The organism is Streptomyces bullii, from assembly GCF_042657145.1.
In the GTDB taxonomy this organism is placed as follows: domain Bacteria; phylum Actinomycetota; class Actinomycetes; order Streptomycetales; family Streptomycetaceae; genus Streptomyces; species Streptomyces bullii.
Map to the genome: position 1 here is coordinate 664,594 of NZ_JBHSNY010000002.1, position 25,881 is coordinate 690,474.

General features: G+C 72.2%; 26 protein-coding genes and 2 pseudogenes. 12 read left to right on the forward strand and 16 right to left on the reverse strand.

Going from position 1 to position 25,881, the window contains the following annotated elements; translation table 11 throughout:
- Nucleotides 1–752: 752 nt before the first annotated feature.
- Together ACFPZJ_RS07160 and fabG are read right to left on the reverse strand one after the other, a co-directional pair.
- Entirely contained in the window at nucleotides 753–1,517 is a 765-nt protein-coding gene (locus tag ACFPZJ_RS07160; RefSeq protein WP_381018728.1) for an SDR family oxidoreductase, read from the reverse strand.
- Between the two features lie 12 nt (nucleotides 1,518–1,529).
- Nucleotides 1,530–2,291 (reverse strand): 3-oxoacyl-ACP reductase FabG, encoded by a 762-nt coding sequence (gene fabG, locus ACFPZJ_RS07165; protein WP_381018730.1) that lies wholly within the window; start codon nucleotides 2,289–2,291, stop codon nucleotides 1,530–1,532.
- A 429-nt stretch (nucleotides 2,292–2,720) separates the two neighbouring features.
- Between fabG and ACFPZJ_RS07170 the strand changes: the two genes are divergently transcribed.
- Complete coding sequence (locus ACFPZJ_RS07170) at nucleotides 2,721–3,140, forward strand: excalibur calcium-binding protein (protein WP_381018732.1); 420 nt, start codon at nucleotides 2,721–2,723, stop codon at nucleotides 3,138–3,140.
- 177 nt (nucleotides 3,141–3,317) lie between these two features.
- On the opposite strand, the gene ACFPZJ_RS07175 is transcribed toward ACFPZJ_RS07170, so the two are convergent.
- Nucleotides 3,318–3,734, reverse strand: coding sequence for a DUF3037 domain-containing protein (locus ACFPZJ_RS07175; RefSeq protein WP_381018734.1), 417 nt, complete (start codon nucleotides 3,732–3,734; stop codon nucleotides 3,318–3,320).
- The gene (locus ACFPZJ_RS07180; protein ID WP_381018736.1) at nucleotides 3,731–4,486 is read right to left on the reverse strand and encodes a HipA family kinase; all 756 of its coding nucleotides are present in this window, start codon (nucleotides 4,484–4,486) and stop codon (nucleotides 3,731–3,733) included. The genes ACFPZJ_RS07175 and ACFPZJ_RS07180 overlap by 4 nt, the downstream gene beginning before the upstream one ends.
- 220 nt (nucleotides 4,487–4,706) lie before the next feature.
- Between ACFPZJ_RS07180 and ACFPZJ_RS07185 the strand changes: the two genes are divergently transcribed.
- Complete coding sequence (locus tag ACFPZJ_RS07185) at nucleotides 4,707–5,201, forward strand: Rieske (2Fe-2S) protein (protein WP_381018740.1); 495 nt, start codon at nucleotides 4,707–4,709, stop codon at nucleotides 5,199–5,201.
- Nucleotides 5,202–5,217: 16 nt separating this feature from the next.
- On the opposite strand, the gene ACFPZJ_RS07190 is transcribed toward ACFPZJ_RS07185, so the two are convergent.
- The gene (locus tag ACFPZJ_RS07190) at nucleotides 5,218–5,868 is read right to left on the reverse strand and encodes a cysteine hydrolase family protein (RefSeq protein WP_381018742.1); all 651 of its coding nucleotides are present in this window, start codon (nucleotides 5,866–5,868) and stop codon (nucleotides 5,218–5,220) included.
- Nucleotides 5,869–6,025: 157 nt separating this feature from the next.
- On the opposite strand from ACFPZJ_RS07190, the gene ACFPZJ_RS07195 reads away from it, so the two are divergent.
- Nucleotides 6,026–6,493 carry a pyridoxamine 5'-phosphate oxidase family protein gene (locus tag ACFPZJ_RS07195; RefSeq protein WP_381019006.1) on the forward strand — a complete coding sequence of 156 codons (468 nt, stop codon included), beginning with the start codon at nucleotides 6,026–6,028 and terminating at the stop codon, nucleotides 6,491–6,493.
- 141 nt (nucleotides 6,494–6,634) lie between these two features.
- On the opposite strand, the gene ACFPZJ_RS07200 is transcribed toward ACFPZJ_RS07195, so the two are convergent.
- The gene (locus tag ACFPZJ_RS07200; RefSeq protein WP_381018744.1) at nucleotides 6,635–7,537 is read right to left on the reverse strand and encodes a LysR family transcriptional regulator; all 903 of its coding nucleotides are present in this window, start codon (nucleotides 7,535–7,537) and stop codon (nucleotides 6,635–6,637) included.
- A 73-nt stretch (nucleotides 7,538–7,610) separates the two neighbouring features.
- Between ACFPZJ_RS07200 and ACFPZJ_RS07205 the strand changes: the two genes are divergently transcribed.
- Nucleotides 7,611–8,552: a DMT family transporter gene (locus tag ACFPZJ_RS07205; RefSeq protein ID WP_381018746.1), complete on the forward strand. Its 942-nt coding sequence runs from the start codon at nucleotides 7,611–7,613 to the stop codon at nucleotides 8,550–8,552.
- Between the two features lie 134 nt (nucleotides 8,553–8,686).
- On the opposite strand, the gene ACFPZJ_RS07210 is transcribed toward ACFPZJ_RS07205, so the two are convergent.
- Complete coding sequence (locus tag ACFPZJ_RS07210) at nucleotides 8,687–10,018, reverse strand: aminotransferase class I/II-fold pyridoxal phosphate-dependent enzyme (protein ID WP_381018748.1); 1,332 nt, start codon at nucleotides 10,016–10,018, stop codon at nucleotides 8,687–8,689.
- A gap of 35 nt (nucleotides 10,019–10,053) precedes the next feature.
- On the opposite strand from ACFPZJ_RS07210, the gene ACFPZJ_RS07215 reads away from it, so the two are divergent.
- Nucleotides 10,054–10,740: a pyridoxamine 5'-phosphate oxidase family protein gene (locus ACFPZJ_RS07215; RefSeq protein WP_381018750.1), complete on the forward strand. Its 687-nt coding sequence runs from the start codon at nucleotides 10,054–10,056 to the stop codon at nucleotides 10,738–10,740.
- A gap of 1 nt (nucleotide 10,741) precedes the next feature.
- Nucleotides 10,742–11,310 (forward strand): annotated as a pseudogene (locus tag ACFPZJ_RS07220) (FMN-binding negative transcriptional regulator).
- Between the two features lie 62 nt (nucleotides 11,311–11,372).
- Here ACFPZJ_RS07220 and ACFPZJ_RS07225 read toward each other — a convergent pair.
- The 4 genes from ACFPZJ_RS07225 to ACFPZJ_RS07240 form a co-directional block, all read right to left on the reverse strand.
- Nucleotides 11,373–12,389: a DMT family transporter gene (locus ACFPZJ_RS07225; RefSeq protein ID WP_381018751.1), complete on the reverse strand. Its 1,017-nt coding sequence runs from the start codon at nucleotides 12,387–12,389 to the stop codon at nucleotides 11,373–11,375.
- A 208-nt stretch (nucleotides 12,390–12,597) separates the two neighbouring features.
- Nucleotides 12,598–13,602: an EamA family transporter gene (locus ACFPZJ_RS07230; protein ID WP_381018753.1), complete on the reverse strand. Its 1,005-nt coding sequence runs from the start codon at nucleotides 13,600–13,602 to the stop codon at nucleotides 12,598–12,600.
- A 336-nt stretch (nucleotides 13,603–13,938) separates the two neighbouring features.
- Complete coding sequence (locus tag ACFPZJ_RS07235; protein ID WP_381018755.1) at nucleotides 13,939–14,499, reverse strand: Clp protease N-terminal domain-containing protein; 561 nt, start codon at nucleotides 14,497–14,499, stop codon at nucleotides 13,939–13,941.
- A gap of 349 nt (nucleotides 14,500–14,848) precedes the next feature.
- On the reverse strand, nucleotides 14,849–15,484 hold the full coding sequence (locus ACFPZJ_RS07240; protein WP_381018757.1) for a PadR family transcriptional regulator: 636 nt from the start codon (nucleotides 15,482–15,484) through the stop codon (nucleotides 14,849–14,851).
- 438 nt (nucleotides 15,485–15,922) lie between these two features.
- Here ACFPZJ_RS07240 and ACFPZJ_RS07245 point away from each other — a divergent pair, with 438 nt between their 5' ends.
- Nucleotides 15,923–16,606 (forward strand): class I SAM-dependent methyltransferase, encoded by a 684-nt coding sequence (locus tag ACFPZJ_RS07245; protein ID WP_381018759.1) that lies wholly within the window; start codon nucleotides 15,923–15,925, stop codon nucleotides 16,604–16,606.
- A gap of 111 nt (nucleotides 16,607–16,717) precedes the next feature.
- Complete coding sequence (locus ACFPZJ_RS07250; protein ID WP_381018760.1) at nucleotides 16,718–17,536, forward strand: PhzF family phenazine biosynthesis protein; 819 nt, start codon at nucleotides 16,718–16,720, stop codon at nucleotides 17,534–17,536.
- A gap of 64 nt (nucleotides 17,537–17,600) precedes the next feature.
- Here the strand turns inward: ACFPZJ_RS07250 and ACFPZJ_RS07255 are convergent, their stop codons facing one another.
- Together ACFPZJ_RS07255 and ACFPZJ_RS07260 are read right to left on the reverse strand one after the other, a co-directional pair.
- Nucleotides 17,601–18,413: a CPBP family intramembrane glutamic endopeptidase gene (locus ACFPZJ_RS07255; RefSeq protein WP_381019007.1), complete on the reverse strand. Its 813-nt coding sequence runs from the start codon at nucleotides 18,411–18,413 to the stop codon at nucleotides 17,601–17,603.
- Between the two features lie 65 nt (nucleotides 18,414–18,478).
- The gene (locus tag ACFPZJ_RS07260; RefSeq protein ID WP_381018762.1) at nucleotides 18,479–19,996 is read right to left on the reverse strand and encodes a glutamate-cysteine ligase family protein; all 1,518 of its coding nucleotides are present in this window, start codon (nucleotides 19,994–19,996) and stop codon (nucleotides 18,479–18,481) included.
- 552 nt (nucleotides 19,997–20,548) lie between these two features.
- Here ACFPZJ_RS07260 and ACFPZJ_RS07265 point away from each other — a divergent pair.
- The 3 genes from ACFPZJ_RS07265 to ACFPZJ_RS07275 all read left to right on the forward strand — a co-directional run bounded on the left by ACFPZJ_RS07265 (nucleotide 20,549) and on the right by ACFPZJ_RS07275 (nucleotide 23,061).
- Nucleotides 20,549–21,139: a hypothetical protein gene (locus ACFPZJ_RS07265; RefSeq protein ID WP_381018764.1), complete on the forward strand. Its 591-nt coding sequence runs from the start codon at nucleotides 20,549–20,551 to the stop codon at nucleotides 21,137–21,139.
- A 441-nt stretch (nucleotides 21,140–21,580) separates the two neighbouring features.
- Nucleotides 21,581–21,787 (forward strand): DUF5999 family protein, encoded by a 207-nt coding sequence (locus tag ACFPZJ_RS07270; RefSeq protein ID WP_381018766.1) that lies wholly within the window; start codon nucleotides 21,581–21,583, stop codon nucleotides 21,785–21,787.
- A 224-nt stretch (nucleotides 21,788–22,011) separates the two neighbouring features.
- Nucleotides 22,012–23,061, forward strand: a complete 1,050-nt coding sequence (locus ACFPZJ_RS07275) for a LacI family DNA-binding transcriptional regulator (protein WP_381018767.1) — start codon at nucleotides 22,012–22,014, stop codon at nucleotides 23,059–23,061.
- A gap of 10 nt (nucleotides 23,062–23,071) precedes the next feature.
- Here ACFPZJ_RS07275 and ACFPZJ_RS07280 read toward each other — a convergent pair.
- Nucleotides 23,072–23,200, reverse strand: a pseudogene (locus ACFPZJ_RS07280) (endo-1,4-beta-xylanase); the annotation flags it as partial.
- Between the two features lie 38 nt (nucleotides 23,201–23,238).
- On the opposite strand from ACFPZJ_RS07280, the gene ACFPZJ_RS07285 reads away from it, so the two are divergent.
- On the forward strand, nucleotides 23,239–24,894 hold the full coding sequence (locus ACFPZJ_RS07285) for a recombinase family protein (RefSeq protein WP_381018769.1): 1,656 nt from the start codon (nucleotides 23,239–23,241) through the stop codon (nucleotides 24,892–24,894).
- Here ACFPZJ_RS07285 and ACFPZJ_RS07290 read toward each other — a convergent pair.
- Complete coding sequence (locus tag ACFPZJ_RS07290) at nucleotides 24,803–25,366, reverse strand: hypothetical protein (RefSeq protein WP_381018771.1); 564 nt, start codon at nucleotides 25,364–25,366, stop codon at nucleotides 24,803–24,805. The two genes, ACFPZJ_RS07285 and ACFPZJ_RS07290, sit on opposite strands and share 92 nt — an antisense overlap.
- Before the next feature lie 13 nt (nucleotides 25,367–25,379).
- Nucleotides 25,380–25,838: a hypothetical protein gene (locus tag ACFPZJ_RS07295; protein ID WP_381018772.1), complete on the reverse strand. Its 459-nt coding sequence runs from the start codon at nucleotides 25,836–25,838 to the stop codon at nucleotides 25,380–25,382.
- Between the last annotated feature and the right edge of the window lie 43 nt (nucleotides 25,839–25,881).

The following is a 25,881-nucleotide window of genomic DNA, read 5'->3' on the forward strand; positions in this document are numbered from 1 at the left end:
CACGCGAGCCCCGCGCGGTCGCCGCACGTCCGGGACAGCACCCAGGCGGCGGGGGGCCACGCCTCTGCGGCGCTACGACATGGACGGCGACCAAACGCGTCGGACCGCACCGGTGGTCGCCGGGCGCCTCGAACCGCACCCGGACCTGACGTGCTCGCCAAGCCACACCCGCACGGGACGCGCACGCCGACAACACCGGTGGCCCGCACGCCGAGCCGCGCTCGCGCCTACCGCGCGCAGGACAGGCCCGATCGCGGCACGCGCCCGCCGCGCGTCAGGCCCGGCCCACTCGCCGCACGCGCCCGACCACACCCTTCGGCGACGCACGCGTCGAACGGCACGGCAGTCGCCGGGCACGCCGAGCCACACCCAACGCGACGCGTACACCACACGCCAGCCCACAGAACGCCCATCAGGTCACGCTCCGGCTCGCCCGGCGCGTCAGGCCCGGCCCAATCGCCGCGAGCGGGACGGCGCCCGCAGGCGGCGCACGCAGCGAGCCGCACCCGTCGCGCCACACCCAACGCGACACGCACACCACACGCCAGCCCACAGAACGCCCGCCAGGTCACGCTCCCGCTCGCCCGGTACGCGGGACGGCGCCCGCAGGCGGCGCACGCAGCGAGCCGCACCGGTGCGCGACGCACCCGTCGCGCCACCCCGCGGTCGACGCACGCGTCGAGCCACACCCGCACTCGACGCGTCACGCCGACCCGCGCCGGCCCTCACCACGCACGCCGAACGCGCTCCTGTCAGGCCACGCCCGCGTTCAGGAAGATGCCGCCGTCCACCACCAGCGTCTGGCCGGTGACCCAGTCGGACTGGTCCGACGTGAGGAACGCTGCGGCGCCGCCGATGTCGGAGGGCACGCCGAGCCGGCCCAGCGGGTAGGCCGCCGCGGCCTCCGCCTCCCGGCCCTCGTACAGGGCCTGGGCGAACTTCGTCTTGACCACGGCGGGGGCGATGGCGTTGACCCGCACCTTGGGCGCGAACTCGTGCGCCAGCTGCACGGTCAGGTTGATCATCGCGGCCTTGCTGACGCCGTACGCGCCGATGAAGGGCGAGGGCGCGAGGCCCGCGACGGAGGCGATGTTGACGATCGCGCCGCCGTTGTCCTTCTGCCAGGCGTGCCAGGTCTTCTGGGCGAAGCCGAGGGCGGAGATCACGTTGGTCTCGAAGACCTTGCGCGCCACGTTCAGGTCGAGGTCGGCGATCGGTCCGAACACCGGGTTGGTACCGGCGTTGTTGACCAGGAAGTCGACGCGCCCGAAGGCCTCCATCGCGCGCTCGACGGCGATCGACTGGTGGGCCTCGTCGTGGGCCTTGCCCGCGACGCCGATGACCCGGTCGGCGCCGAGCTTCTCGACGGCCTCCTTGAGGGCGTCCTCGTTGCGGCCGGTGATGCACACCCGGTCGCCGCGCGCGACGAGCGCCTCGGCGACGCCGTAGCCGATGCCGCGGCTGGCGCCGGTGACGAGGGCGGCCTTGCCCGACAGCTCGGGGAGTTGTGAAGTCATGTCCCCGTCCCCTTAGTTGAGCGGTCCGCCGGCGACGTACAGGACCTGGCCGGAGACGAAGCCGGCCGCGTCGGCCGTGAAGAAGGCGATCGCGTTGGCGATGTCGTCCGGCTCGCCCACGCGCTGCACCGGGATCTGGCTCGCGGCCGCGGCCTTGAAGTCCTCGAAGCCCATGCCGACGCGCTCGGCGGTGGCCTTGGTCATCTCGGTGACGATGAAGCCGGGGGCGACGGCGTTCGCGGTGACGCCGAACTTGCCGAGCTCCTTGGCGAGGGTCTTGGTGAAGCCCTGGAGGCCCGCCTTGGCCGCCGAGTAGTTCACCTGGCCCCGGTTGCCGAGCGCGGAGGACGAGGACAGGTTGACGATCCGGCCGAAGCCGGCGTCGACCATGTGCTTCTGGCACGCCTTGGACATCAGGAAGGCGCCGCGCAGGTGCACGTTCATGACGGTGTCCCAGTCGGAGACGCTCATCTTGAACAGCAGGTTGTCGCGCAGCACGCCCGCGTTGTTGACGAGGATCGTCGGCGCGCCGAGCTCCTCGGCGATGCGCGCCACGGCCGCCTCGACCTGCGCCTCGTCGGAGACGTCGCAGCCGACCGCGATGGCCTTGCCCCCGGCGGCGGTGATCTTCTCGACGGTGTCCTTGCACGCGGCCTCGTCGAGGTCGATCACGGCGACCGCCCGGCCCTCGGCGGCCAGTCGTACGGCGGTGGCGGCGCCGATGCCGCGTGCGGCACCGGTGACGACGGCGACCCGCTGCTCAGTGGTGGACATTGCTGCTTCTCCTCGCCCTTGGGATGCGGCTCCTGCGGCCGGCTCTTCAGTGAGCGACCGCTTAGTACCTTCAGCAGACGTGACGCTAGAAGCCCTGGCACCCGGTGTCAACGGCCGACCGGGTGTGTGTGATCCATTCCCTGGGTGACCGACGCACACGACCGACACACCGGGGTGTGCCTCCCTCGCCGCCTCCCTCATCCTCGCGCGCCCGACCCCCACCCGGACACCACCCGTCGGCACCCAGCCCGGGGCGCCGTGCGTCGGGCCCCTCCCCGGCCACCACGCGTCGACGCGCACCCCGTCGTCCGCCCCCCGGCACCCGACGCCCGCCCCCGGCACCCGATCGGCCCACGGCTGCGCGCCACCGCCCCCCGCCGCCCGTAGCGTCGAAGCGCGAGCCATTCGTGGCCGGAAAGGAGGCGCTCCATGCGCCGTCGCACCGGTGCCGTCGGCACGCTGATCGCGATCGCCGCGATCGTGCCGCCGGCCGACATCGCTCACGCGCAGGATCTCGACTGCCGCGACTTCTCCTTCCAGGAGGACGCGCAGGCGGTCTACGACGCGGACCCGAGCGACCCCAACCGACTCGACGAGGATCAGGGCCCGGACGACGGCATCGCCTGCGAGGTGCTGCCGCGCCGCGGCGGTGCCGTCACGTCCTCCACCTTCCGTCCTACGCGGCCGCCGACCCCTGCCCCCACCGTCACCCCGACCCGTGGCGTGCGGGGCGGACTGGGCGGCGCGTCGACCACCGGGCCGAGCGACTGGGAGATCGCGCTGGGCCTGGTGTTCGTCACGGGCGCCGCGGTCACGGCCGGCTACGTGGTCAAGCGCCGCAGGAGCTGACGTCCGCGCGGAGGGACCGTGACGTCGTGCGGAGGGACCCTTGAGGCCGCGCGGAGGGACCCCATGAGGTCGTGGGAGGAGCTCGTGAGGTCATGCGGAGGACCCGCGAGGCCGCCGGAGGCCCATGAGGTCCCTGAAGTCGCGCGGAGGCACCCATGAGGCCACGGGGAGAGGCGGTCAGCGCACCAGCAGGTCCAGCAGCCGCTCCGCCTCGGCGGCCGGATCGACGGTGAGGCCGGTGTGCACGGGCCCCGGCTGGACGACGGTGGAGCGCGGTGCGATCAGCCAGCGGAAGCGCCGCCCGGCGTCGTCCTGGGCGGCCTGCCCGGCCGCGTCCCCGCCCGCGCACACGCTCTCGACGGCGCGCAGCGCGGCCCGTACGCCGACCACGTCCGCGTCCGGGTCGAGGGCGAGCAGCCGGGCCTCGTCGAGGTGGGTGCGCGCCCCGACGTACGCCTTGGCGCGGCAGTACACGAGCACCCCGGCGTTGATGCACTCGCCGCGCTCGACCCGCGGGACGATGCGCAGCAGCGCGTACTCGAAGAGGTCACGGCCGCCGCCCTGGCCGGCCCTGGTGATGTGGCGCTCGGTCACTTGACCCCCTGGATGCGTTCGTGGATGACGGCGGCGCGCGCCAGCAGCGGTCGCGCGTAGGCCCGCCGCAGGTCGTCCGGCGTGTCGAAGCCGGGTTCGCCCGCGAGCCAGGCGTCGGGGATCTCGGCGGTGACCTCGGCCAGCAGTTCCTCGGTGACCAGCGGCGCGAGCGTGTCCGCGGCGGAGGCGACGTCCGGGGCGAAGGGCGCCAGCGCGTGGTCGGAGGCGTCGTACGGGCGCGCGGCGGAGGCCTCGGCGCCCGGCCAGTTGTGCTGCCAGATCATGGTTGCCCCGTGGTCGATGAGCCACAGTTCGCCCTGCCGCACCAGCAGGTTGGGGTTGCGCCAGGAGCGGTCGACGTTGTTGACCAGCGCGTCGAACCAGACGATCCGCCCGGCCTCCTCGGGGCTCACCTCGAACGCGAGGGGGTCGAAGCCGAGCGCGCGGGTGAGGAAGTCCATGCCGAGGTTGGTGCCGCCGCTGGACCTCAGCAGCTCCTGCACCTCCTGGTCGGGTTCGCCCAGTCCCAGCACGGGGTCGAGCTCGATCGTCACCAGCCTCGGCACCCGCAGGCCCAGCCGGCGGGCCAGTTCGCCGCAGACGACCTCGGCCACCAGCGTCTTGCGGCCCTGTCCGGCGCCGGTGAACTTCATGACGTACGTCCCGAGGTCGTCGGCCTCGACGAGTCCCGGCAGCGAGCCGCCCTCGCGCAGCGGCGCGATGTAGCGGGTCGCGATGACTTCCCTGAGCATCGCCCCAGGTTACTGACGCGGGGAGAGGAGGCGGACACGGCCCGGCGGCCGTTGCGCCGGGTCCGACAGCGGACCGACAGGCCGTGACAGCCAACCGACAGCTCTGCTTTACCCGCAACCCGTCTCGAACGGGTCAGGATTTCGACACCGTCTGAACAGGCGGTTCTCCGGGACCGTACCTCTCGGCAGATCCAGCAACCTCCCCGAAGGGAACGCCAGCATGACCAGCGCATCGCTCAAGCCCACGTCAGGACCGGGCCGTCGAACCGTCGTGGCGGCGGCCGGAGCGGCCGGGCTCGCCGTCGCGCTGTCCGCGTGCGGAGGCTCGGACGACGGCGGCTCGAGCTCCTCCGTCGATTCCGGTGCCGGCTCGGGCACGTCGGGCAGCCCGCAGGACGGCGGCAGCGCGAGCGGCGACGCCGCTGCCGGCGCGGCGCTCGCGAAGACCGCCGACATCCCCGAGGGCGGCGGCAAGGTGTTCGCCGACCAGAAGGTGGTGGTCACGCAGCCGACGGCCGGCGAGTTCAAGGCCTTCTCGGCCACCTGCACCCACCAGGGCTGCGCGGTGAAGAGCATCGCGAACGGCGTCATCAACTGCCCCTGCCACAACAGCAATTTCTCCATCGCCGACGGCAGCGTGAAAAGCGGTCCGGCGACCAAGCCGCTGCCCGCCGTGCAGATCGCCGTCAGCGGGGACTCGATCACGCTCGCCTGACCGTCAGCGCTGACCGTCAGCGCCGGACCGTACGGCACTGACGGCGGAAGCAGGCCAGCACCTGGTCCGTGGTCGCGACCGTGGCGACCAGGGCGAGGGTGTTGCGGACCATCGCGGGGGTGTAGTCGGAGGGCACCCCCGCGATGGCGTCCGCCGGGACGACGGCGGTGTGGCCGAGGTTCACGGCGTCGAACACGGCGTTGGGGACCGCCACGTTGGCCGAGACGCCGGTCACGACCAGGGTGCGGCAGTCGAGGTTGCGCAGCAGCGCGTCGACGCCGGTGCCCCGGACGGGCGACAGCCCGTGCAGGCGCCGTACGACGACGTCCTGCTCGGTGACCTCGATCGGGGCGGCCACGCGCACGGCGGGGGTGCCCGCGAGCTGCTGGACGGGCAGGCGTTCGGCGGCGCGGAACAGTCGGGCGTTGCGGCTGGCGCCCCGGCCGTCGGGGCGGCGCTCGGCGATGGCGTGGATCACCTGGATCCCGCTCTCGTGGGCGGCGGCCACCAGGCGGGCGATACGGGCGAGGACGCCAGAGGAGCGTGCCTCCTCGGCGAGTTCGGGCAGCGCGCTCTCCGAGCCGACGACGCCCTCCTGGCACTCGACGGTGAGCAGCACGGTGGTGCGCGGATCGAGGAGTTCGCTGAGCTCCGCGTACGACGGCACGGCGGCCCCTGGTGGTCGGCGGCTGGGGCGGGGAGGTTAGCCGCCATTGCGTGCGGAAGGAAGACGACGCATCCTTTTCTGACGTGATGTCAGAGGATCTCCTCTGGCACGACGTGGGAGAGGGAGGGGCCGCATGACTGTGACAGAGGGGGGCCGTATGACCGTCACTCAGCGCCGGGGCCGGAAGATCATGATGACGCCGGGTGAACTGGACGAGTTCCTCACCACCCAGCGCACCTGCCGGGTCGCCACGGTGTCGGCGGACGGCGCCCCGCACGTGAGCACGCTCTGGTTCGCCTGGGACGGCACGTCGATGTGGCTGTACTCCGTCGTGCGCAGCAAGCGGTGGGCCGATCTGCGCCGCGACCCCCGGGTGGCGATCGTGGTCGACACCGGCGAGGAGTACGACGAGCTGCGCGGGGCCGAGCTGTCCGGCCGCGTCGAGTTCGTGGGCGAGATACCCCGCACCGGCGAGCTGCGCGCCGAACTCGACGTCCCGGAAACGCTGTTCGCCCGCAAGAACTTCGGCCTGGACGAGATGCCGCACGACGGCCGGCACGCCTGGCTGCGGCTGACACCGGAGAAGATCGTCTCGTGGGACTTCCGCAAGCTGGGGTCCGCCTGAGGTGGCCGTGCGGCGTCAGGGGGGGGCGACCTGTGGGTGCGCCGGGCGCCGCCGGGGACGGGCGGGTGTCGGCCCCACGCGGCCCGCACCAGAACCCTGAGACCCAAGGGTCAGCCGGCCCCTGCGCCCCAGCCCCCCGCCTCAGCCCAGTTCCTCCCCCGCCGTACGCAGGGCCTCCACCGCCGCCCGGATCGACGGGCGGCGGTCGGCGTCCGCGCGCCAGACGACGTACACGTGCCGCCGCACCCGCTGCTTGAGGGGGACGGTGACGACCCCGGCGGGCATCGGGTGACGGCCGAGCAGTGGCGCGATGCAGACGCCGAGGCCCGCGGCGACCAGGTTGAGCTGGGTGTGGGTCTCGGCGGCGCGATGGCCGACGTTCGGCTCGATGCCCTTGGAGCGCAGGGTGAACATCAGCCACTCGTGGCAGAACTCCCCCTCGCCCCAGGTGATCCACTCGTCCTCGGCGAACTCGGCGAGGTCGACCTCGTCGCGGCCGGCGTGCCGGTGCCCGGCCGGCATCGCCACGTCGGCGGGGTCGTCCAAAATCGCCGCCTTGACCAGGCCGTCGGGCAGCGGCATCGGCTTGTTGTACCAGTCGAGGACCACCGCGAGGTCGAGATCGCCGCGCACCACCCCGGCGATGCCGTGCTCCGGCTCCAGCTCGCAGGACCGCACGCGCAGACCCGGATGCCGCTCGCGCAGGGCGGACAGGACGGCGGGGAACAGCCCGCGCGCCGCCGTCGGGAAGGCCGACACCCGTAGCTCTCCGACGACCTGCCCGCGGTGCGCCTCCAGGTCGGACTGGGCGAGCTCGACCTGCGACAGGATGCGCGCCGCGTGCTCGGACAGCAGCCGCCCCGCGTCCGTGAGCCGCACGCCCCGGCCGTTCTTGGCGAGGAGCTGCTGGCCGACCTCGCGCTCCAGCTTGGACATCTGCTGCGAGACCGCCGACGTCGTGATGTGCAGCGCCTCGGCCGCACCGCTGACCGAGCCGTGCCGGGCGAGGGCGTCGAGGGTGCGCAGGCGCTCCAGGTTCAACATGTAAGCGATGCTACGAGATATCGCGTGTGAAATCTCGCTTGTGCTACGAGATCGTCTCCAGCATCGTGACTCCATGACCACCACCGTGACCGCCACGACCCGCGAACAGGTCCGCGGCGCAGCCCGCCCCCGCCCCCGCCTCGACTGGCGCCTCCGCTTCGGAGCCCTGTCCCTGATCTGGGGCTTCAGCTTTCTCCTCATCAAGGTCGGCACCCAGGGGTACGCACCCTTCCAGGTCACGCTCGGCCGGCTGGTGTTCGGGACAGCGGTGCTCGCCGCCGCGATGGCGGTGCGGCGGGAGCGGCTGCCGCGCGGTGCGCGAACCTGGGCCCATCTGACGGTCGCGGCGCTCCTGCTCAACGCCGTGCCGTTCTCCCTGTTCGCGTACGCGGAGCTGACCGTCCCCTCCACGCTGGCGGGCATCTGCAACGCGACGTCCCCGCTGTGGGGCATGGCGCTGTCGCTGGTCGCCCTGTCGGAGGACCGCCCGACCCGGTTGCGGGTCGCGGGCCTCGGCCTGGGCTTCCTCGGTGTGCTCACCGTGCTCGGCGCGTGGCAGGGCTTCCACGGCGTGGACGCCACGGGCACGGCGATGGCTCTGCTGGCCTCGCTCAGCTACCCGATCGGCTGGATCTACGTGCGCCGCACCCTGGCCGGCACCGGCCACTCGAACCTCTCGATGACGGGCGCGCAACTGCTCCTCGCAACCGTCCAACTGGCCGTCGTCACACCGCTGTTCACGACCATGCCGACCGAGGTCGCGGTCCTGCCGCTGCTGGCGATCGCGGCGCTGGGCGCGCTGGGCACCGGGCTCGCCGTGCTCGTCCAGTACGGGCTGGTCGCCGAGGTCGGCCCGACCACGGCCCAGATGGTCACGTACTTCATCCCCGTCATCGCCACGGCCGCGGGTGTGGCGATCCTCGGAGAGTCGCTGACGTGGTCGACCCCGGTCGGCGCGGTCATCGTCCTGGCGGGAGCGGCTCTGACGCAGGCACGGCCACGCGACAAGGGCTGACCCGAGAGGGGCACGCCCCTGGCCGGCCCGGCGGATCACTTCGAGGCCCGGCGGATCGCTGGACCCGAGGCACCTGTCGGCCACCGGCAGGTGCACCAGGGTGTCCGGCCGGGCGCCCGCCGACTCGGACCGTTTCAGACATACGCCCGCGGAGGAGCGGGGCCCACGGCTGCGGCGATCGCGTCCGCCAGAGGGCCGGTCTCGTCCTCGGTGAGCGTCGAGACGGTGACCCGGATGCCGGGCGGCGCGCTCATCCGGAACCTGGCCCCGGGCGCGACGGCCCAGCCGGCGTGCAGCAGCCGCGCGACGGCCCCGGTCTCGTCCGGCACGGGCACCCACACGTTCATGCCGCTGCGCCCGTGCGCCGCGATCCCGCGCCGGGCGAGCGCGTCGATCAGGGCGTTCCGGCGCCGCCCGTACGCCGCCGCCACGGCCTGTCCGTCCACGGCGCCGTCGGCCCACAGCCGCACCACGGCACGCTGGGTGAGCCGACTCACCCAGCCCGGGCCGAGGCGCTGCCGGCCCCGGACCCGGTCGACGGTGACGGGGTCCCCGGTGAGGACGGCGAGCCGCAGATCCGGACCGTAGGCCTTGGCGACCGAGCGCACGAAGGCCCAGTGCCGGGTGGTTCCGGCGAGGGGGTTCAGAGGGACCTCGACGATGCCGTGACCGTGGTCGTCCTCGATCAGGAGCGTCTCCGGATGCTCCCGGAGCAGGGACCGCAGGGCACGCGCGCGCGTGGCGTTCACCGCCGCGCCGGTCGGGTTCTGCGCCCGGTCGGTGACGATCAGTGCGCGGGCGCCCCCGGTCAGGGCCGCGCGCACGTCGTCGACGAGCGGCCCGTCGTCGTCGACGCCGACGGGGACGGTCCGCAGTCCGAGCGCCGGCACCAGGTCGAAGGTCCTGCCCCAGCCGGGGTCCTCGACCGCGACGCTGTCTCCGGGTTTGAGGTGGGCCGACAGCACCCGCTCCACGCCGTCGAGCGCCCCGGAGACCACGGCGAGCGGCCCCTCGGGCACCCCGTCGGCGTCGAGTTCGGCCCGGGCGATCCGGGCCAGCTCCGGCTCCACGGGAGCCTCGGCGTACAGCACGGGAGCCCGGTCGCCCGCCTCGGCCGCCGCCGTGAAGGCCCGCGCCAGGGACGGCAGCAGGGCCGGATCGGGATTGCCGCTGGACACGTCCCGCACACCCTCGGGCACGTCCACCCGGATGTGGTCCCGCCCGGTCGTGGCCGGCGCGTGCCGCACCCGGCTGCCCCGCCGCCCCGCCGTCTCGATGACCCCGCGCTCGCGCAGCGTGCGGTACGCGGCGGCGACGGTGTTGGGATTCACGCCGAGCCGCGCCGCCAACTCCCGCATCGGAGGCAGCAGCTGACCCGGCCGAAGCTCCCCGGCTCCCACCGCCCGCTCGATACTCGCGGAGATCTCCGCTGCGCGCCGCCCACTGATCCGATACTCTCCTAGCACAAAGTCTATTATGCACTAGTGCAATGGAGAGTGCCATGCAGGGGACCGCGCAGACGCCGTCGCAGCCCGCCACCGCCTACACCCCGACCGACCGGACCGTCCCCACGCGCTCCCCGGGCCGCGCCTCGTACGACAGGGAATCGGTGCACGCGATACTCGACGAGGGCTACGTCTGCCACCTCGGCTTCGTCCGGGACGGCGCGCCGGTGGTGCTGCCCACGCTCTACGGCCGGGTCGGCGAACGGCTCTACGTGCACGGCTCGACGGGCTCGCGTCCGCTGCGCGCGGCGGGCCAGGCCGACCCCGGCCTGCCGGTCTGTCTGACGGTCACGCACGTCGACGCGCTGGTCCTGGCCCGCTCGGCCTTCCACCACTCGATCAACTACCGCTCCGTGGTGGTGCACGGCGTCGCCCGCGACGTGACGGACCCCGAGGAGAAGCGGCAGGCCCTGGACGCGCTGGTCGACCACGTCATACCGGGCCGCGCCGCCGACTCCCGGCCGGCGAACAGGAAGGAGTTGGCCGCCACCGCCGTGATCCGCCTCGACCTGGGCGAGGTCTCCGCCAAGGTCCGCGCCGGCGGCGTCAACGACGAGCCCGAGGACCTCGACCTCCCCCACTGGGCCGGGCTCGTCCCGCTGCGCAAGGGGTACGGCACCCCGGTCGCCGACCCGGGGCTGGCGCCCGGCATCGGGTTGCCCGACTACCTGGCGGTCCGGTGATCTGATCCACCCCTGGGACGCGCCCCGCGACGACGCCGAGTGGCAACGGTGGCCGGCCGTGCACGACTTCGGGCAGCTCGCCGTCAACGGCCCGCCCGGCGAGCGCCGTTCGTCCAGCCACTGCACTTCGCGTACGACGCCGGACACGGCGAGGCCCTCACCCACCTGGCCCGGCCCAACCCGCTGTGGCCGGCGCTGGAGGCGAACCCTCAGGCGCTGCTGAGCGTGGTCGACGACTACGTGTACGTCCCGGGCCCGTGGCAGGCCCCACCGCAGGGCCCGTCCGAGCACGGCACCCCGACGAGCTTCTACGCGGCGGTGCAACTGCGCTGCCGGGCTCATGTCGTGGACGACCCGGACCAGCAGGCCGCGCTGCTCGATCGTCAGGTCGGCCACTTCCAGCCGGAGGGCGGCTCCGCTCGGGCGGCGGTGAGCGAGGCGCCGTACGGCCGGTGCTGTCCGGCGCCGGCCACCGGCCCGCCCGGGCCACGGACCGGATCCCCGCCGGGCTGTCCGGGCGGAGCGGCCGCGGCGGCGCGCGAGCACCTGCTGCGCCGCCGCGAAGCCTGACCGCCCGGCACCGCGGCGCGGCGTCATGGTCCGTGGTGACACGGCACCCGCGTCCCGCGCCATCAGACGAGCAGCGCCTCCTCCTTACCGGCCCGCGTGCCCCGCGCCTCCGCCAGCGCGAGGCCCGCGACGGATCCGAGCATCAGCAGGGTCCCGGCCACGGTGGCCGCCGTGAGGTGCTCGCCGAGCAGGAGGACGGCGAGCACGGCCGCGCTCACCGGCTCCAGCAGCATGATCACGGACACGGTGGCGGACCGTACGACGGCCGCGCCGGCGAAGTAGAGGCCGTACGCCAGTGCCGTGGGGATCGCGGCGACGTACGCCAGCAGCCACAGCAGCCGGACCGGTTCGGTGGTGTGCGGCAGCAGCCCCTCGGCCAGGGCGAACGGCAGCAGACACAGGCTCGTGACGGCGAACGCCCCGACGGTCGTCGCGGCGGCGTCCGCCCCGCCGTCGCGGCCCCACCGGCGGGTGAGCAGTGTCATCACGCTGTATCCGGCGGCGGACAGCAGCGCGAGCACGACTCCCCAGGGCCGTACGGTCGCGCCCCCGCCGCCCAGGACGAGCACGGCGAGCCCGGCGAGCGCACCGGCGACGGCGGAGGTCCCGCCGCGGCCGAGCCGCTCCCCGAGCGTGAGCCGGGCGCCGAGCGCGATGAGCACGGGACCGGCTCCGAGGGTGACGACGGTGGCCACGGCGAGGCCGGTGGAGTCCACCGCGGCGAAGTAGGCCGTCTGGAAGACGGCGAGGCCGAGACCGGTGACACCGGCCCGCAGCACCTTGCGGCGCAGCACGGCGGCGCGCGGCTCCGGCACGGCACTCCTGCCGCACGACCGCGCCACGGCGCTCCGGCCGTACCGCTCCGGCAGGGCGGACCTGCCGCGCGGGTCCAGCAGGCGGGCGGCGAGCAGCAGCACCAGCCCGGCCGCGCAGCGCCAGAACGACAGGGCGACCGGGCCCATGTCACTGGCCCGGTAGACCAGGGACGCGGCCGCGCCCGCGGTGCCCCAGGCGGCACCGGCGACGATCAGATAGAGGAGGCCTCGCCCGACGGGCAGGCCGGAGACAGCATGGGACATGTGTTCTCTCCGCAGAGGCGCGACAGGCGCGGAAGGACCGCGCGGCGCGCAGAAGTTCTGGATGGACCCCGACGCGAAGGGGGTCCGTGGACTTCATCTGCGGGCAGCACCGTTCGGCCCGGCACAGTGCCGGGCGTGGTTTCCGGAGGGCCCGCCTCAGGCGGCCGGAGGCGGAAGAACGAGTGCGTCCGAATGCATGATCGGCACTCTATGCGGCCGTTCCGGGCGCCGACAACTCCCTTTCGGGCCCGCCGCTCGCCACCGGCCCGCCAGAGGCCTTCGCGGGCGCCGACGACTGCGCGATGAACGCGCCCGCCAGGACGACCACACCGCCCACGATCTGCGGAGCCGACAGGTACTCGCCGAGTAGCACCCACGCCAGGACGGTCGCGATGACCGCCTCCAGGCAGGCCACGACACCCGCGACCTGCGGCGAGAGCCGACGGACCGCGAGCACGCCGGTGACGTAGGCGAGGACCGTGGCGATCAGGACGATCCAGCCCAGCAGCAGCGCGGCGGCGACCGGGGTGCCGTCCATGGAGGCGGTGTCCGCCAGCACGGACCAGTCCATGGACCAGGGCCGGGCGACGACGGTCAGCACGGCGGCGCCGACCAGCAGGCCGTAGGCGATGACGCCGAGCGGGTCGGGCGCCTCGTCGCCGGCGTCGCTGCCCTGGTCGGACAGGACGAAGTAGCCGACCTGGCAGCAGGCGGCGCCGAGCGCGAGCAGCAGTCCGAGGGCGTCGAAGCTCAGGCCCGCCCACACCTCGACGACGCAGGCGAGTCCGCCGACCGCGAGGACCACGCCGAGCGCGGCGGCGCGGGTCACCGGCCTCCGCTGCACGAACCGCACCCAGCCGAGGACGAGCGCCGGCGCCAGGTACTCGACGAGCAGGGCGACACCGACCGGGATCCTGGAAATCGCGGCGAAGTAGCAGGCCTGCACCCCGGCCACCGCGAGCAGGCCGAATCCGGCGAGCAGGCCGGGGCGCCGACGCAGCAGCGCGCGGTGACGCACGGCCAGGGGCAGCATCACCAGGGCCGCGCCCGCGACGCGCAGCCACACCACGTGGAGCGGGTCCAGGCCCGCCTCGATCAACGGCTTGGCCGCCACACCGGATCCGCCGAAAGCGACCGCGGAGGCGAGGGCGAGACCGAGCCCGACGCCCTTTCCACGGCTGCTGCGGCCACTGTCAGACGTATGCACCGGCACATGATGACAGGCGACGACAGGAGCGTCACCCCCTATGGCACCTGTCTCACCTGATGAACAGCGGGACGGCTCCCCCTGGCCACCTCAGCCCAGGTCGCCCCCCCCCGCCCCGTCCCCCGGACCGGCACGCCGAGCCGCCGAGCCGCCGAGCCGCCGAGCCGCCGAGCCGCCGAGCCGCCGAGCCGCCGAGCCGCCGAGCCGCCGAGCCGCCGAGCCGCCGAGCCGCCGAGCCGCCGAGCTGTGCGTACCCCTCCGCCGCCACGAAGGGATCGGCCCCGCAGTCCTTCACGCCGCTCCCCAGCGCACCGTCACAGCAGGCCAGATCTCCAGGCCACCTCAGCGCGGAACGTCCCCGCCCGCCACGCACTCACCGGCCCGGCGCTCCGAGTCATCGAGCCGCGCGAACACCTGCCGCGCCTCGATCCCGGCCCGCCCCAGCACCTCGACGGCCCGTGCCTGCCCGTCGGCGACGATCGCCGCGAGCAGATCGACACCACGAGCCGCCCCCGCCGCACGCCGCGCGGCACGCTCGCAGGCGTACTCCATCAACGCCGCCGCCAGCGGCGAGAACCCGGCCGTCTCGGTCACGACGGGACCGGCCCCGGAGTCCTCCACGCCGCTCTGCCAGCGCAGGCCGTAACCGATGCTGCGCTGGACGAGATAGCCGAGCAGCCGGGCGATCTGCGCCGGGTCACCGAGGACGGCCCCCACCTCGGGGTCCGACTCCAGCAGCGAGTGCAGCAGATGAGCGGTGTCGACCTGCCGGTCCCCGTCCCTGACCGCCCTGCGCCGGGCACCGGCGACCACCGCTGCCAGCTCCGCACTGAGCCTGGCATCGTTGTCCGCTCGGTGGATGCCGTGCTCATGGGCCGACTGCCGGGGGATTCGGGGCTGCACATCCCCCACCCCATCAGCCTCGCGCGCCCCCGTCATCCTCGGGGCGAAGCATCTTCGCGTCCCACGGGGAGTGGACCGGCCGAGGCGCGTCTCATCCTCAAGGAGGAGATTTGGTCGTGGCGCGCGCAGGGGGGAGCGCGCCGCCTTTGTCCGAGCCCCGAACGAGCAACCGATCGCCCGATCCGCCGCGGAGCAACCGACGCAGAGAGCACGCGCCACGCCCGGACACGCGCCGGGAGCGCAGGAGACTGACGGATGACAGGGCACACGCGCCAAGGTGCCCCGCGGATCGCTCCACGGGGCACCTGCCCGTTGCACGGCGGGAGGCATGCGCCCCTCGCCGGTCTCGTCAATCCTCGTCGGCCAGGATCAGGTACAGCTTCTTGCGCGCCTCGTTGATGACGCCGAGCGCCTTCTCCCGCTGCTCCTTGCTGCCGGTCTTCCACACCTGCCCGAAGGCCTCCATCAGTCCGAAGCCGGCCTGGCGGATCTCGCCGAGGGCCTCCCAGTCGACCCCGCGCGAGGCCTCCTCCCAGGGCGCCTCCGGGCCTTCCTCGGCCGCGGCGCGGCCCGCCTCGGTGAGCGAGAACAGCTTCTTGCCGCCCTCGGTCTCACTGGCGATCAGCCCTTCGTCCTCCAGCAGTTGGAGGGTGGGGTACACCGACCCGGGGCTGGGCTTCCACGCCCCGCCACTGCGTTCGGCGATCTCCTGGATCATCTCGTAACCGTGCATGGGCCGCTCCTTGAGCAGGGCCAGGATCGAGGCCCGTACGTCACCGCGCCGCGCCCTGCCCCTGGGCCCCCCGCGCCCTCGGCCACCCCAGGGCCCGGGGCCGAAACCCGGCCCGAAGCCGGGGCCGCCAGGCCCGAAGGGACCGAAGGCCGCACGCCGCCCGTCGGAACCGCCCAGGCCGCGCCAGGGGCCGCCCTGACCATGTCCACGCTCGAATCCGTGGGTACGCACCGCAACCACTCTCCATTCCATCGTTGATCTGTCACGATGCCTCAACGATATATCGGAACACTATCGATGGCAATACCCGACTGCTGCCAGGGCCGCGCTCACGCCGAGCTGCCGAGCGCATGACCGCCGCCGCCTCAAAGACCATCAAGGTCGCCGAAGTACTTGCCCACCGCCACGACCTCGGACCAGGGCGCGAGCCGAGGACGGCGGAAGGGGAGGAAGTGGTGGAGCGTAACGCCCGTGGGGAGGAAGGATGCCCGCCCCGATGAACAGGGCGGTGACCGTGACGACCGTGGCGCCGGCGCGTGCCCAGCCGTACCGGATCACCTACGAACGGCCGAACTCCCCCGTGCCGTCATGACGGACGCACCTCGTCCCGTCCATCGAACGGCGTGATGGAAGTACGCTGCGGCGCGTCAAGGTTCAGCCAGCCCGGCCCTGCCACCCGGAGTCGCCCACGTGACCGAGACCTCCTACCTCACCGCGCTCCGGGAGTCGTACGACACCGTTGCCGCCGACTACCTGCGTCTCGTCAGGACCCCGGCGGAGTTGGATCCGTTGTCGCGCGCGATGCTGGCCGCGTTCGCCGAAGCCGTGCGGACCGACGGCCTCGGGCCGGTCGCGGACCTGGGATGCGGGCCCGGCCTGGTCACGGCACACCTGGCGGACCTGGGCGTGGCCGCGATCGGCGTCGACGTGTCCCCGAAGATGATCGAGCTGGCCCGGCAGGGCTTCCCCCACCTGCGTTTCACAGTCGGCTCGATGACCGCGCTGAGCATCCCGGACGACGAGCTCGGCGGCATCCTGGCCTACTACTCCACCCACCACACGCCGCCGGAGCTGCTGCCCGTCGTGTACGCCGAGTTCCGTCGCACGCTCGCGCCCGGCGGCCACCTGATGCTGACCGGTTACGTGGGAGACAGCGAGTGCGTCCGCCCGACACAGGCGTACGGCGGCCATCCGGTGTCCTACGAATCCCACCTCCTGCCGGTGGACAGGATCGCCGGGTTGCTCAGCCGGGCCGGGCTCGTCGTCACCGCGCGCCTGGTGCAGGAGCCCGACCCCGGAACGACGAGAAGGATCGCCACCTTCCTGGCCCGGAAACCCGACCGGAACCCCGACCGGAGCCCCGGCCGTCCCTGACCACGGCGCGCGGCGGCAGGCCGCCGACGACGACGCCCGCCCGAAACAGGTCCAGCACCCCCGAATTGGCCCTTGGCCCACGCCACCGCCGTGCCCCTAGTCTCTCGGGACATGCGGATTCGAATCGTCGACGCCTTCACCGACCGTCCCTTCGCCGGCAACCCGGCCGGCGTGCTGCTCCTGGACGGCGCGGACGCCTTCCCGGACGACGCCTGGCTCCAGAACGTCGCCCTGGAGGTGAACCACGCCGAGACGGCCTTCGCCCACCCCCTGCCCGAGGGCGGTGAGGCCGACTGGGCGCTGCGCTGGTTCACACCCGCCACGGAGGTCGCGATGTGCGGCCACGCGACCCTCGCCACCGCCCACGTCCTGCACACCACCGGCGCCCACCACGGCCCGGTGCGGTTCGCCACCCGCAGCGGTGTCCTCATCGCCACGCCCGCCGGGGACGGCTCCCTCGCGCTGGACTTCCCGACCGCCCCGCTCACCCCGGTCGACCTCCCCGACGGACTCGTCGAGGCCCTGGGCACCGAGCCGCGCACGGCCTTCGACACCGGCCCGAACATCGGCGACCTGCTCCTCGAGGTGGCCGACGAGAAGACGGTGCACGGCCTCGCCCCCGACCTCAGAGCCCTCGCCGCCCACTCCGAGCGCGGCATCATCGCCACCGCCCGCGCCGAGGACCCGCGCCGGGGCTACGACTATGTCTCCCGCTGCTTCTTCCCACGCGTCGGCATCGACGAGGACCCGGTCACCGGCAGCGCCCACACCGCCCTCGCCCCGTACTGGTCCGAACGCCTCGGCCGCCCCGACCTCACCGGCCTGCAGGCCTCACCCCGCTCCGGCCGTGTCCGCACACGGCTGCGCGGCGACCGCACGCTGCTGAGTGGACGGGCCGTCACGGTCATCGACGGCGAACTGCTGGCCTGATCCGCCCCCGCCGTACGCCGCCCGTCCGCCTCGACCGCCCTCGCCGTACCCCCGCCTCCGCCGCTCACGCCGTCGGCAGCCACCCCACCTTGCCCGCCAGCAGCGCGTATCCCACGAACGCCCCGATGTCGAGCAGCGAGTGCGCCACCACCAGGGGACCCACCCGCCCCCAGCGCCGGTACAGGTAGACGAACACCACGCCCATGACGACGTTCCCGATGAAGCCGCCGATGCCCTGGTAGAGGTGGTACGAGCCGCGCAGGACGGAGCTGGCGACCAGCGCGGTGCCCGGTGTCCAGCCCAACTGGCCCAGTCGGCGCAGCAGATAACCGACGACGATCACTTCTTCCAGTACGGCGTTCTGGATCGCCGACATGACCAGCACGGGGTACTTCCACCACACCTCGGGCAGCGCCTCCGGCACCACCGTGAGGTTGAAGCCCAGGCCGCGGGCGGCCAGGTAGAAGGCGATGCCGGTGCTGCCGATGACGGCCGCGATCGCGGCACCGCGGCCGAGGTCCGGCCAGGGCCGGGTGCGGTCGAAACCGAGGGTGCGCAGGCTCTCGCGCTCGCGCAGCAGGAAGTGCGCGACCAGCGCCACGGGCACCAGTGCCGTGGCGATCCCGAAGAGCTGCCAGGCGAGGTCCAGCCACGGGCGGCCCGGTGCGGCGGAGGCGTTGAGGGTGGCCGCCTGGTCCTTGAGGCCGCCCGGCTTGGTGACCGACCCGACGAAGCTGATCAGCGCGGACACGCCGCTCGCGCCGAGCGACAGCCCGAGCACCAGCAGCGTCTCGTTGCGGAGCATCCGCCGCGAGAGCCGCTGCTGGGGGAATGATTCGGGGAACGATGCGGCCCCCGGGCCCGCCTCCGCCTGCACAGCTGCCTCCACTTCACCGACTCCGTCGGATCAGTATGCGGGCAGCGGCATGTCGCCCGGGCGGCTCAGCCCAGCGCCACCGGGTCCGGCAGCCCCACGGGCCAGGTGTGGACCGGGTCGCCCTTGTGCATCAGCTCGCAGTAGCGCCGGGTCGTGGCGGCCAGCGCGGCTTCCCGTGACAGCCCCTTGCCGAGGGCCTGGTGGAAGGTGGCGGCCTGCCAGGTGGCGCCGTTGGTCCGGCGCCGGCACCGCTCCTCGATCACCCCCAGGTACAGGTCGCGGTCGACGGGCTCGACACCCCACGCGTCCAGGCCCGCCTCGGCGAGCGGCAGGAGTTCGTCGCGGATGAGGCTGACGGCGTCGACCTCGGTCGTGCCGCCGTAGCGGCCGCGCCGGGGCCAGGTCAGGCGAGCGTCGATGCCGTGTTTGCAGGCGGCGTCGAAGTTGGCGGCGGCCGCCTCGAACGGCAGCCGGGTCCACACCGGCCGGGCGTCCTCGGCGAGGGCGCGTACGACGCCGTAGTAGAAGGCCGCGTTGGCGATGACGTCGGTGACGGTCGGCCCGGCGGGCAGCACCCGGTTCTCGACGCGCAGGTGGGGGACGCCGTCGGCGATGCCGTAGACCGGACGGTTCCAGCGGTAGACGGTGCCGTTGTGCAGGACGAGTTCGGCGAGCTTCGGCACGCCGCCCCGGTCCAGGACCTCCAGGGGGTCCTCGTCGTCGCGGATCGGCAGTAGCGCCGGGAAGTAGCGCAGATTCTCCTCGAACAGGTCGTACGCCGAGGAGATCCACCGCTCGCCGAACCAGGTGCGCGGCCGTACGCCCTGCGCCTGGAGCTCGGGCGGGCGGGTGTCGGTGGACTGCTGGAAGAGCGGGGGCCTGGACTCGCGCCACAGCTCGCGGCCGAACAGGAAGGGGGAGTTGGCGCCGACGGCGACCTGGGCGGCGGCGACGGCCTGGGCCGCGTTCCACACGTCGGCGAAGCGGGCCGGGGTGACCTGCAGGTGCAGCTGCACGGAGGTGCAGGCGGCCTCGGGAGCTATGGACTTCGACGTGCACCTGAGGTGCTCGACCCCGTCGATGTCGAGCGCGAAGTCCTCACCGCGGGCGGCCACGATCTGGTCGTTGAGGAGGGTGTAGCGGTCGACGTCGGAGAGGTTGGAGGAGACCAGGTCGTCGCGGTCCAGGGTCGGCAGAATGCCGATCATCACGATTCCCGCATCGACCTCGCCGGCCTTGCGGTCGGCATACGTGAGGGACGTGCGCAGTTCCTCGGCGAGCTGGTCGAATACGCGCCCACCCAGCCGGTGTGGGGCTATGTTGACTTCCAGATTGAACATGGCGAGTTCTGTTTGGAAATCCCGGCTCGCGATGCGTTCGAGGACTTGTCCATTCAACATTTTGGGCATGCCGTCGGCGCCCGTGAGATTCAGCTCGATCTCCAGCCCCATGAGGTTCTTCGGCCGGTCGAACCGCTTCTCCGCCAGCAGCCGCTCCAGTCCCGTCAGGCACCGGCGGAGCTTGTCGCGGTAGAGCTGGCGATCGGACAGGTCGAACTGACCTGCCACGACCTTCTCCCCCATCGCAGCATCCCTCCTCGAATAGGCGGGCCGAGCATCGGCCGTCGGCGTCCCGGTCAGGTGGGATGATGCCCAGCCCAAGCGATCGATAACGTCCCCGCGCGACCGCGCCGCACGCTACCCTGGTCGATCGTGACCGGTGGCACATTCACGGGGCATGACGCACTGCGCAGTTTCGGTCGACCGTGAACTCGTGAAAAACGCCGACGAGAATAGGCCGACCGCTTCGCGGACATTTTCCGAGGTCATCGCCGCGCGCCCTGCCCGGAATCGGGATGATTCCCGCATATCACCGACCGAATGTACCCTTGTTCTACTCACCGGAAACGGCTAGACGAAACACAGTCTGAACACGTGTCGTATAAACTCCGCGAACAAGGCAGAAGGTTGGCGCCCACGGTCATGGGTCCTGCCGTCGAGGTGTCGTGCGGCAGACCTCGTCCTCTCCTCTCCTCCTCAGACCCCGGCCCCCGCCTCTCTGGCCTTCTCGCGAGCTGACAGCGCCGTCCGCCACGCCCTCGCGCCACCGTGCCTTCGAATGAGAGGCGACCCACCATGCCGCTGCATGTCCCCCCGGCTCCCGCGCCCGCACTTCGTTCCGTCCTGACTGCGCTCTCCTCCCCCACCGCGGTCCGCGAGGCCCGAACTCCCTCCCTGCTCGGCGCCCAGGGACCCGCCACGCCCGAGCTCCCGCTGCCCGTGCACGTCCTCGACCGGATCACCCCCGAGGGCGTCGCTGCCACCCGCCTCACCGGCTGGCGCTTCCTGATCCGCTGCGGCGACCGTGCGGTGGCCGCGGCGGAGACCATGCTGACTCCCGACGGGTGGGCGTTCTCCCACTTCTTCGAGGGGCCGTACATCACCTCCACCGAGCGGGCGCTGCGCCAGGCCGAGTCGGTGACCCAGCCGTACCAGCCCAGGCTGCTGTCGGTACCCGGCCTGTACATGCTCACGCTCTGGTTGCACGGGGACTGCGCCGCGGACGCCGCCACCGGCCACCCCGCCGCCACCGACCTGCTCATCCCGCTGGCGCCGGCGCCGCCCGGCATCGCGGCCCACCGTCCGCACCGGGTCTCCGAACTGCTCCCGGTACTGACCCATCGCACGCTTCCTCCCACGCCACCGCTGCTCGGCTCCCCCGCCTGACGGCCGGGCCGGAAAACCCGCGTACCCCGTCGCCCGATTTCCAGGCGGCGGGGTACACCACTGCCTCCGCACCCGGTTTTTCGATGGAAGACCACTCATACGAGTCACCGGCTGCTCGCACGAGCCGTCATGCCGCTCGTACGAGCTTGAATTCGCTCGGAAGAGCCGCTCACAGGTCTCCACCCGGCCGGACTAGCCCCATCCGGCCATCCCTAACCCTCCAAAGTGACAAGGCAGTTGAGATGAACCGTCCGGGCGGGTGATGCGTCATCAACCTGTGAAGAAGCGGTGCAGCGAAATCCCTGCGGAATGACGCCCGTGGGGCAACACTGGGTTCCGACCGACTTATCGCAACGGGGGGCGGCCATGAACGAAACTTCAAGCCGCGCAACAGACACGACAGCCGACTCACACATCACGCCAGAGCGAGAGATCCCACCCATGTGCCAGCACCAGCCACCGTGCCCCTCAGCCGACTCCGCCGACCGGGAATCCGCCCGTCTCGTGGCGCACCACCCGGAACAGGGATGGAGCCTGCTGTGCAACGGCGTGGTCCTCTTCGAGGACACCGGTGAGCTCCTGCCGGACGGCCGGATCATCGACCCGCACCGTCCGCTGGACAGCAGCCGGGTCGTGACCGCCGCCTGAGTGCCGCCGGGCGGAGCGACATCCCGCCCGCAGACATGAGGGGCCGGCCCGCAGGACTCCCTGCGGGCCGGCCCCGACGCGTGTCCGGAGCCGATCACTGTCCGTAGCGCCCCGTGCGAGAGGGGTGCGGGCGACTTCCCAGACGTGCCGGTACGGCTTCCCAGACGTGCCCGTTTTCCGGAAGACTCCTGGAAGTTTCGCGGGGGTCGACGGAGGTGGGGGAAGTGGCAGCACGCGAGGCCGACGCCGAGGGGGCTTCCGGGGACCGGGGCAGGGTCACCATCACGGAGATCGCCCGGCAGGCGGGCGTGTCGGTGCCGACCGTGTCACGGGTGGTCAACGGCCGCTCCGACGTCTCGCCCCGGACCCGGGCCCGGGTCGAGGACCTGCTGCTGCGGCACGGCTACCGCAAACGCCCCGCGGCGCCCGGCACCCGCGCGGCCCTGCTCGACCTGGTCTTCAACGACCTCGACAGCCCCTGGGCGGTGGAGATCATCCGCGGCGTCGAGGAGGTGGCGCACGCGGCCGGGGTCGGCACCGTCGTGTCGGCGATCCACGGACGCTCCGGCGATGCCCGCGAGTGGATGCGGAACCTGCGGGCCCGGGCCTCCGACGGCGTCATCCTCGTCACGTCGGCCCTGGAGCCGGTGCTCCACGAGGAACTGCGGGCCCTCGGCGTCCCGCTGGTGGTCGTCGACCCGGCGGGCTCCCCGGCGCTGGACGTGCCCACCATCGGCGCCGCCAACTGGTCGGGCGGCATGGCGGCCACCGAGCACTTGCTCTCCCTCGGCCACCGCAGGATCGGTCTGATCGCCGGACCGCCGCGGCTGCTGTGCTCCCGTGCCCGGCTGGACGGTTACCGCGCGGCGCTGGAGGGCGCCGGCGTCGAACCCGACGAGTCCCTCGTCGTCCCCGGCGACTTCCGCCCCGACTCCGGCTTCGCGGCCTGCACCACGCTGCTCGACCTGCCCGAGCCGCCGACCGCGGTGTTCGCGGCCAGCGACCAGATGGCGCTCGGCGCGATCGAGGCGCTGCGCCGGCGGGACCTGAGGGTGCCGGAGGACATGAGCGTGATCGGTTTCGACGACCTCCCGGAAGTCCGCTGGTCGGCCCCGCCCCTGACGACCGTCCGCCAGCCGCTCGCCGACATGGGCAAGCTCGCCGTCCGCACGGTGCTGCGCCTGGCCCGCGGCGAGCAGCCGGACTCGCCGCGGGTGGAACTGGGGACGGAGCTGGTGGTGCGGGCGAGCACCGCACCGCCAGCGGCCGCCTGAGGCCCGTCGGTTACGTCAGCGCGTCCCGGATCGCGTAGTACGCTGGCTTCGGCCGCAGTTCCTCGTCCCACGGCAGGGCCGCGCCCTCGCCGGGGAAGAACGCCGGGATCCACGAGTACTTGTCGGTGTAGTCCCACAATCCCTATAAGGGACACACCTTTTGGCTACGATGCGGCTATGCCGTTCGCGCCCGAATACCTGCACCTGGTCTTCCCCGACGTCCGCTTCGAAGCCCTGCTGTACGGACGCAACAGTGACGACCCCCACAAGATGGGCAGCTCCGTCGAGGACCAGCTCGCCACCGGCCGCACCCTCTGCGACCGCCACAACTGGCGCATCACGCGGGAGTTCAAAGACACCGACACCTCAGCCAGCCGCCACGGCAAGAAGACCCGCGACGAATTCGAAGAACTCCTGGCCACCATCGTCGGAAATCCGCCCCCCGCCGGAGTACGGCGCGTCCTCGTCGCCTACAACGCCTCCCGCTACTACCGGGACTTGGAGGCGTACGTCAGGCTGCGGAACGCCTGCCTGGCCGCCAACGTGCTGCTCTGCTACAACGGCCAGGTCTACGACCTGAGCCGGAGAGACGACCGCAAGGCCACCGCCATGCACGCCGTCGACGCGGAGGACGAAGCCGAGGGCCTTCGTGATCAGAACCTGCGCACGGCCACCCTCCAGGCGGAGGCCGGCAAGCCGCACGGGAAGCTGCTGTACGGGTACCTGCGTGAGTACGCGGTGGTGGGCGGCAGGAAACGCTGTGTCCGGCAGTACGAGGATCCGGTCCGGGGCCCGTACGTCTTCCAGTCGTTGCAGCGCATCGACTCGGGCCACTCGATGCGATCGTTGGTTCGGTGGCTCACGTCTGTGCCAGAGGCGGCGCGGCCCGACGGCAAGCCGTGGAACGCGATCACGGCCCGGCGGATGCTCCTGAACCGGGCGTACCTCGGCGAGCGGTTCCACAAGGGTAAGTGGGTGCCGGGTTCATGGGACCCGATCAAGGGCCTTGAGACGCCGGAAGGCCGCGCCATGTTCAACCGGGTGACGGCCAAGCTGACCGACCCGGAGCGGCGGACTCAGCGGGGCACGGAGGTCGCTCACCTGCTGTCCTTCAACTCGTACTGCGGCGAGTGCGGAGATCACAGAATGCTGGCCGCGTGGCCGCGAGCGTCCGGGGTGATGCTGCTGGGCTGCAAGGAGACCAGGCACCTGGCGATCCGTGAAGACCTTGCTGACGCCTATGTCGAGGAGGCAGTGATCCATTGGTTCCGCGATAAGAGGAAGGCCACTACCGCGCTGGTTCCGGACGAGGGCGAAGTCGAGGAGAAGGTGGCTTCGGCGCAGCGGCGGATCAACGCCTATGAGGAGCAGCTGAACGAAGCCAGGCAGCAGGCCGAGGAGTTCGACGAGGAGACGGGCCGCTTCAAGCTGTCCGCGAGTTCGCTAGCGTCGCTGGAACAGCGGCTGGTGCCGAAGCTGGAGCAGGAGCGCAAGAAGCTCCAGGAGATGACCGGCGTATCTCCCCTTCTGCTCTCGCTGCTGAACGCCCCCGATCCCGAGGTGGTTTGGAACGGCCGCCCGGCTACGGAGACGGAGCCCGAGGTTCCTGGGTTGTCGCTGGAGCAGCAGCGTGAGGTGATCCGGAAGGTTGTAACCGTGCGCCTGCATAAGGCCAGCAGGCCAGGCATCCGCACACTGGAGCCAGGGCGTATCACTCTGGCCTTCGTGGGACAGCCCGGCTTCAGGGACCGACCACTCCGTGCCCCCGCGAGCGTTCCCGTTCAGGCGCTGCGGAGCGTTCCTGCGCCGGCAACTTCTCCGGGAACTGGATGAGGTTGCACTGGGCGGGCGGCTCTGATGGGGACTTACGGTTGCGCATCATGAGGAAGGCCGCTTCCATCGTCTCGGCGATCAGGGCGGCCCGCTGCTCCTCGAACTCGACGCGCATCGCTTCCCGTTCAGTGAGGAGCTGCTTGGCGATGCGCATGCGCTCGACGTTCATGTCGCGGTTGAGGCGCCCCTGCTCGTTCTCGAGCGCGGCCTGCGCGGCGAAATAGCGGGCCTTCTCCGCTTGGGCGTCGCGGAGGGCAGCAGCGAGGGCGCGCCGTTCTTCGCTGGTGTCGACTATCCACCGGCGGATGAGGACGAGAGCGACGAGGACCAGGCCGGACATGATGAGGCATGCTCCGCCGAGGGAGCGCGCCGTGTCGTTGCTCCATATGCCGTAGATGAGGACGGGGAGTCCCCCGAGCGTCGCCGCCGCTGCCGCCACGATCGTGGCGCGCGATCCGCTCGTGAGACCCATGCGTACCCCCACGTCACATCTGCGCTGCTGCCCCTCCGTGGTCGTTGCCGCGCTCGGTGCTGTCGTCTTCTTCGAGACGGCGGAGACGATCGACGGTTCGGAAGAACACTTCTCGGCCCACGTCATCTCTGATCCCAAGTCGGTCAGCAGCTTCCTCTGGACTGAGGCCTGAGCCTACCTGCGATCGATCTGTTTCGGACAGTGACGGAAGTGCTTCAGGTGGCAGGCCGACACCTTCAACGAGGAGAGTGCCCAGTTCCAGGCCTGTTACCTCTGCGATCTTCAGGTAAAACCGGGCGTCCGGTACGGCAGTTCCCTGCCAAAGGCGGGTGACGGTGCTGTCGGTCATGCCGGTTTCGCGGGCGAAGCGCGCTTTGGCTCCGTGGCCGATGTAGCCGGCGCGCTCGGCTGCCGGCACAACGATGTTGCGGAATCGCTGTGCGCGCGTCGGCTGGTGGGGGGTGTCCGTCATGTCCCGTCACTTTACCTCCCTATGTAGGGAGTAGCTAGAAACT

Excerpts from the sequence above, each read along its gene's own strand:
- ACFPZJ_RS07160 (WP_381018728.1), bottom strand. The coding sequence starts at position 1,517 with ATGACTTCACAACTCCCCGAGCTGTCGGGCAAGGCCGCCCTCGTCACC.
- fabG (WP_381018730.1), bottom strand. The coding sequence starts at position 2,291 with ATGTCCACCACTGAGCAGCGGGTCGCCGTCGTCACCGGTGCCGCACGC.
- ACFPZJ_RS07170 (WP_381018732.1), top strand. The coding sequence starts at position 2,721 with ATGCGCCGTCGCACCGGTGCCGTCGGCACGCTGATCGCGATCGCCGCG.
- ACFPZJ_RS07180 (WP_381018736.1), bottom strand. The coding sequence starts at position 4,486 with ATGCTCAGGGAAGTCATCGCGACCCGCTACATCGCGCCGCTGCGCGAG.
- ACFPZJ_RS07185 (WP_381018740.1), top strand. The coding sequence starts at position 4,707 with ATGACCAGCGCATCGCTCAAGCCCACGTCAGGACCGGGCCGTCGAACC.
- ACFPZJ_RS07195 (WP_381019006.1), top strand. The coding sequence starts at position 6,026 with ATGACCGTCACTCAGCGCCGGGGCCGGAAGATCATGATGACGCCGGGT.
- ACFPZJ_RS07200 (WP_381018744.1), bottom strand. The coding sequence starts at position 7,537 with ATGTTGAACCTGGAGCGCCTGCGCACCCTCGACGCCCTCGCCCGGCAC.
- ACFPZJ_RS07205 (WP_381018746.1), top strand. The coding sequence starts at position 7,611 with ATGACCACCACCGTGACCGCCACGACCCGCGAACAGGTCCGCGGCGCA.
- ACFPZJ_RS07215 (WP_381018750.1), top strand. The coding sequence starts at position 10,054 with ATGCAGGGGACCGCGCAGACGCCGTCGCAGCCCGCCACCGCCTACACC.
- ACFPZJ_RS07225 (WP_381018751.1), bottom strand. The coding sequence starts at position 12,389 with ATGTCCCATGCTGTCTCCGGCCTGCCCGTCGGGCGAGGCCTCCTCTAT.
- ACFPZJ_RS07240 (WP_381018757.1), bottom strand. The coding sequence starts at position 15,484 with ATGGAATGGAGAGTGGTTGCGGTGCGTACCCACGGATTCGAGCGTGGA.
- ACFPZJ_RS07250 (WP_381018760.1), top strand. The coding sequence starts at position 16,718 with ATGCGGATTCGAATCGTCGACGCCTTCACCGACCGTCCCTTCGCCGGC.
- ACFPZJ_RS07260 (WP_381018762.1), bottom strand. The coding sequence starts at position 19,996 with ATGGGGGAGAAGGTCGTGGCAGGTCAGTTCGACCTGTCCGATCGCCAG.
- ACFPZJ_RS07265 (WP_381018764.1), top strand. The coding sequence starts at position 20,549 with ATGCCGCTGCATGTCCCCCCGGCTCCCGCGCCCGCACTTCGTTCCGTC.
- ACFPZJ_RS07270 (WP_381018766.1), top strand. The coding sequence starts at position 21,581 with ATGTGCCAGCACCAGCCACCGTGCCCCTCAGCCGACTCCGCCGACCGG.
- ACFPZJ_RS07285 (WP_381018769.1), top strand. The coding sequence starts at position 23,239 with ATGCCGTTCGCGCCCGAATACCTGCACCTGGTCTTCCCCGACGTCCGC.
- ACFPZJ_RS07290 (WP_381018771.1), bottom strand. The coding sequence starts at position 25,366 with ATGGGTCTCACGAGCGGATCGCGCGCCACGATCGTGGCGGCAGCGGCG.
- ACFPZJ_RS07295 (WP_381018772.1), bottom strand. The coding sequence starts at position 25,838 with ATGACGGACACCCCCCACCAGCCGACGCGCGCACAGCGATTCCGCAAC.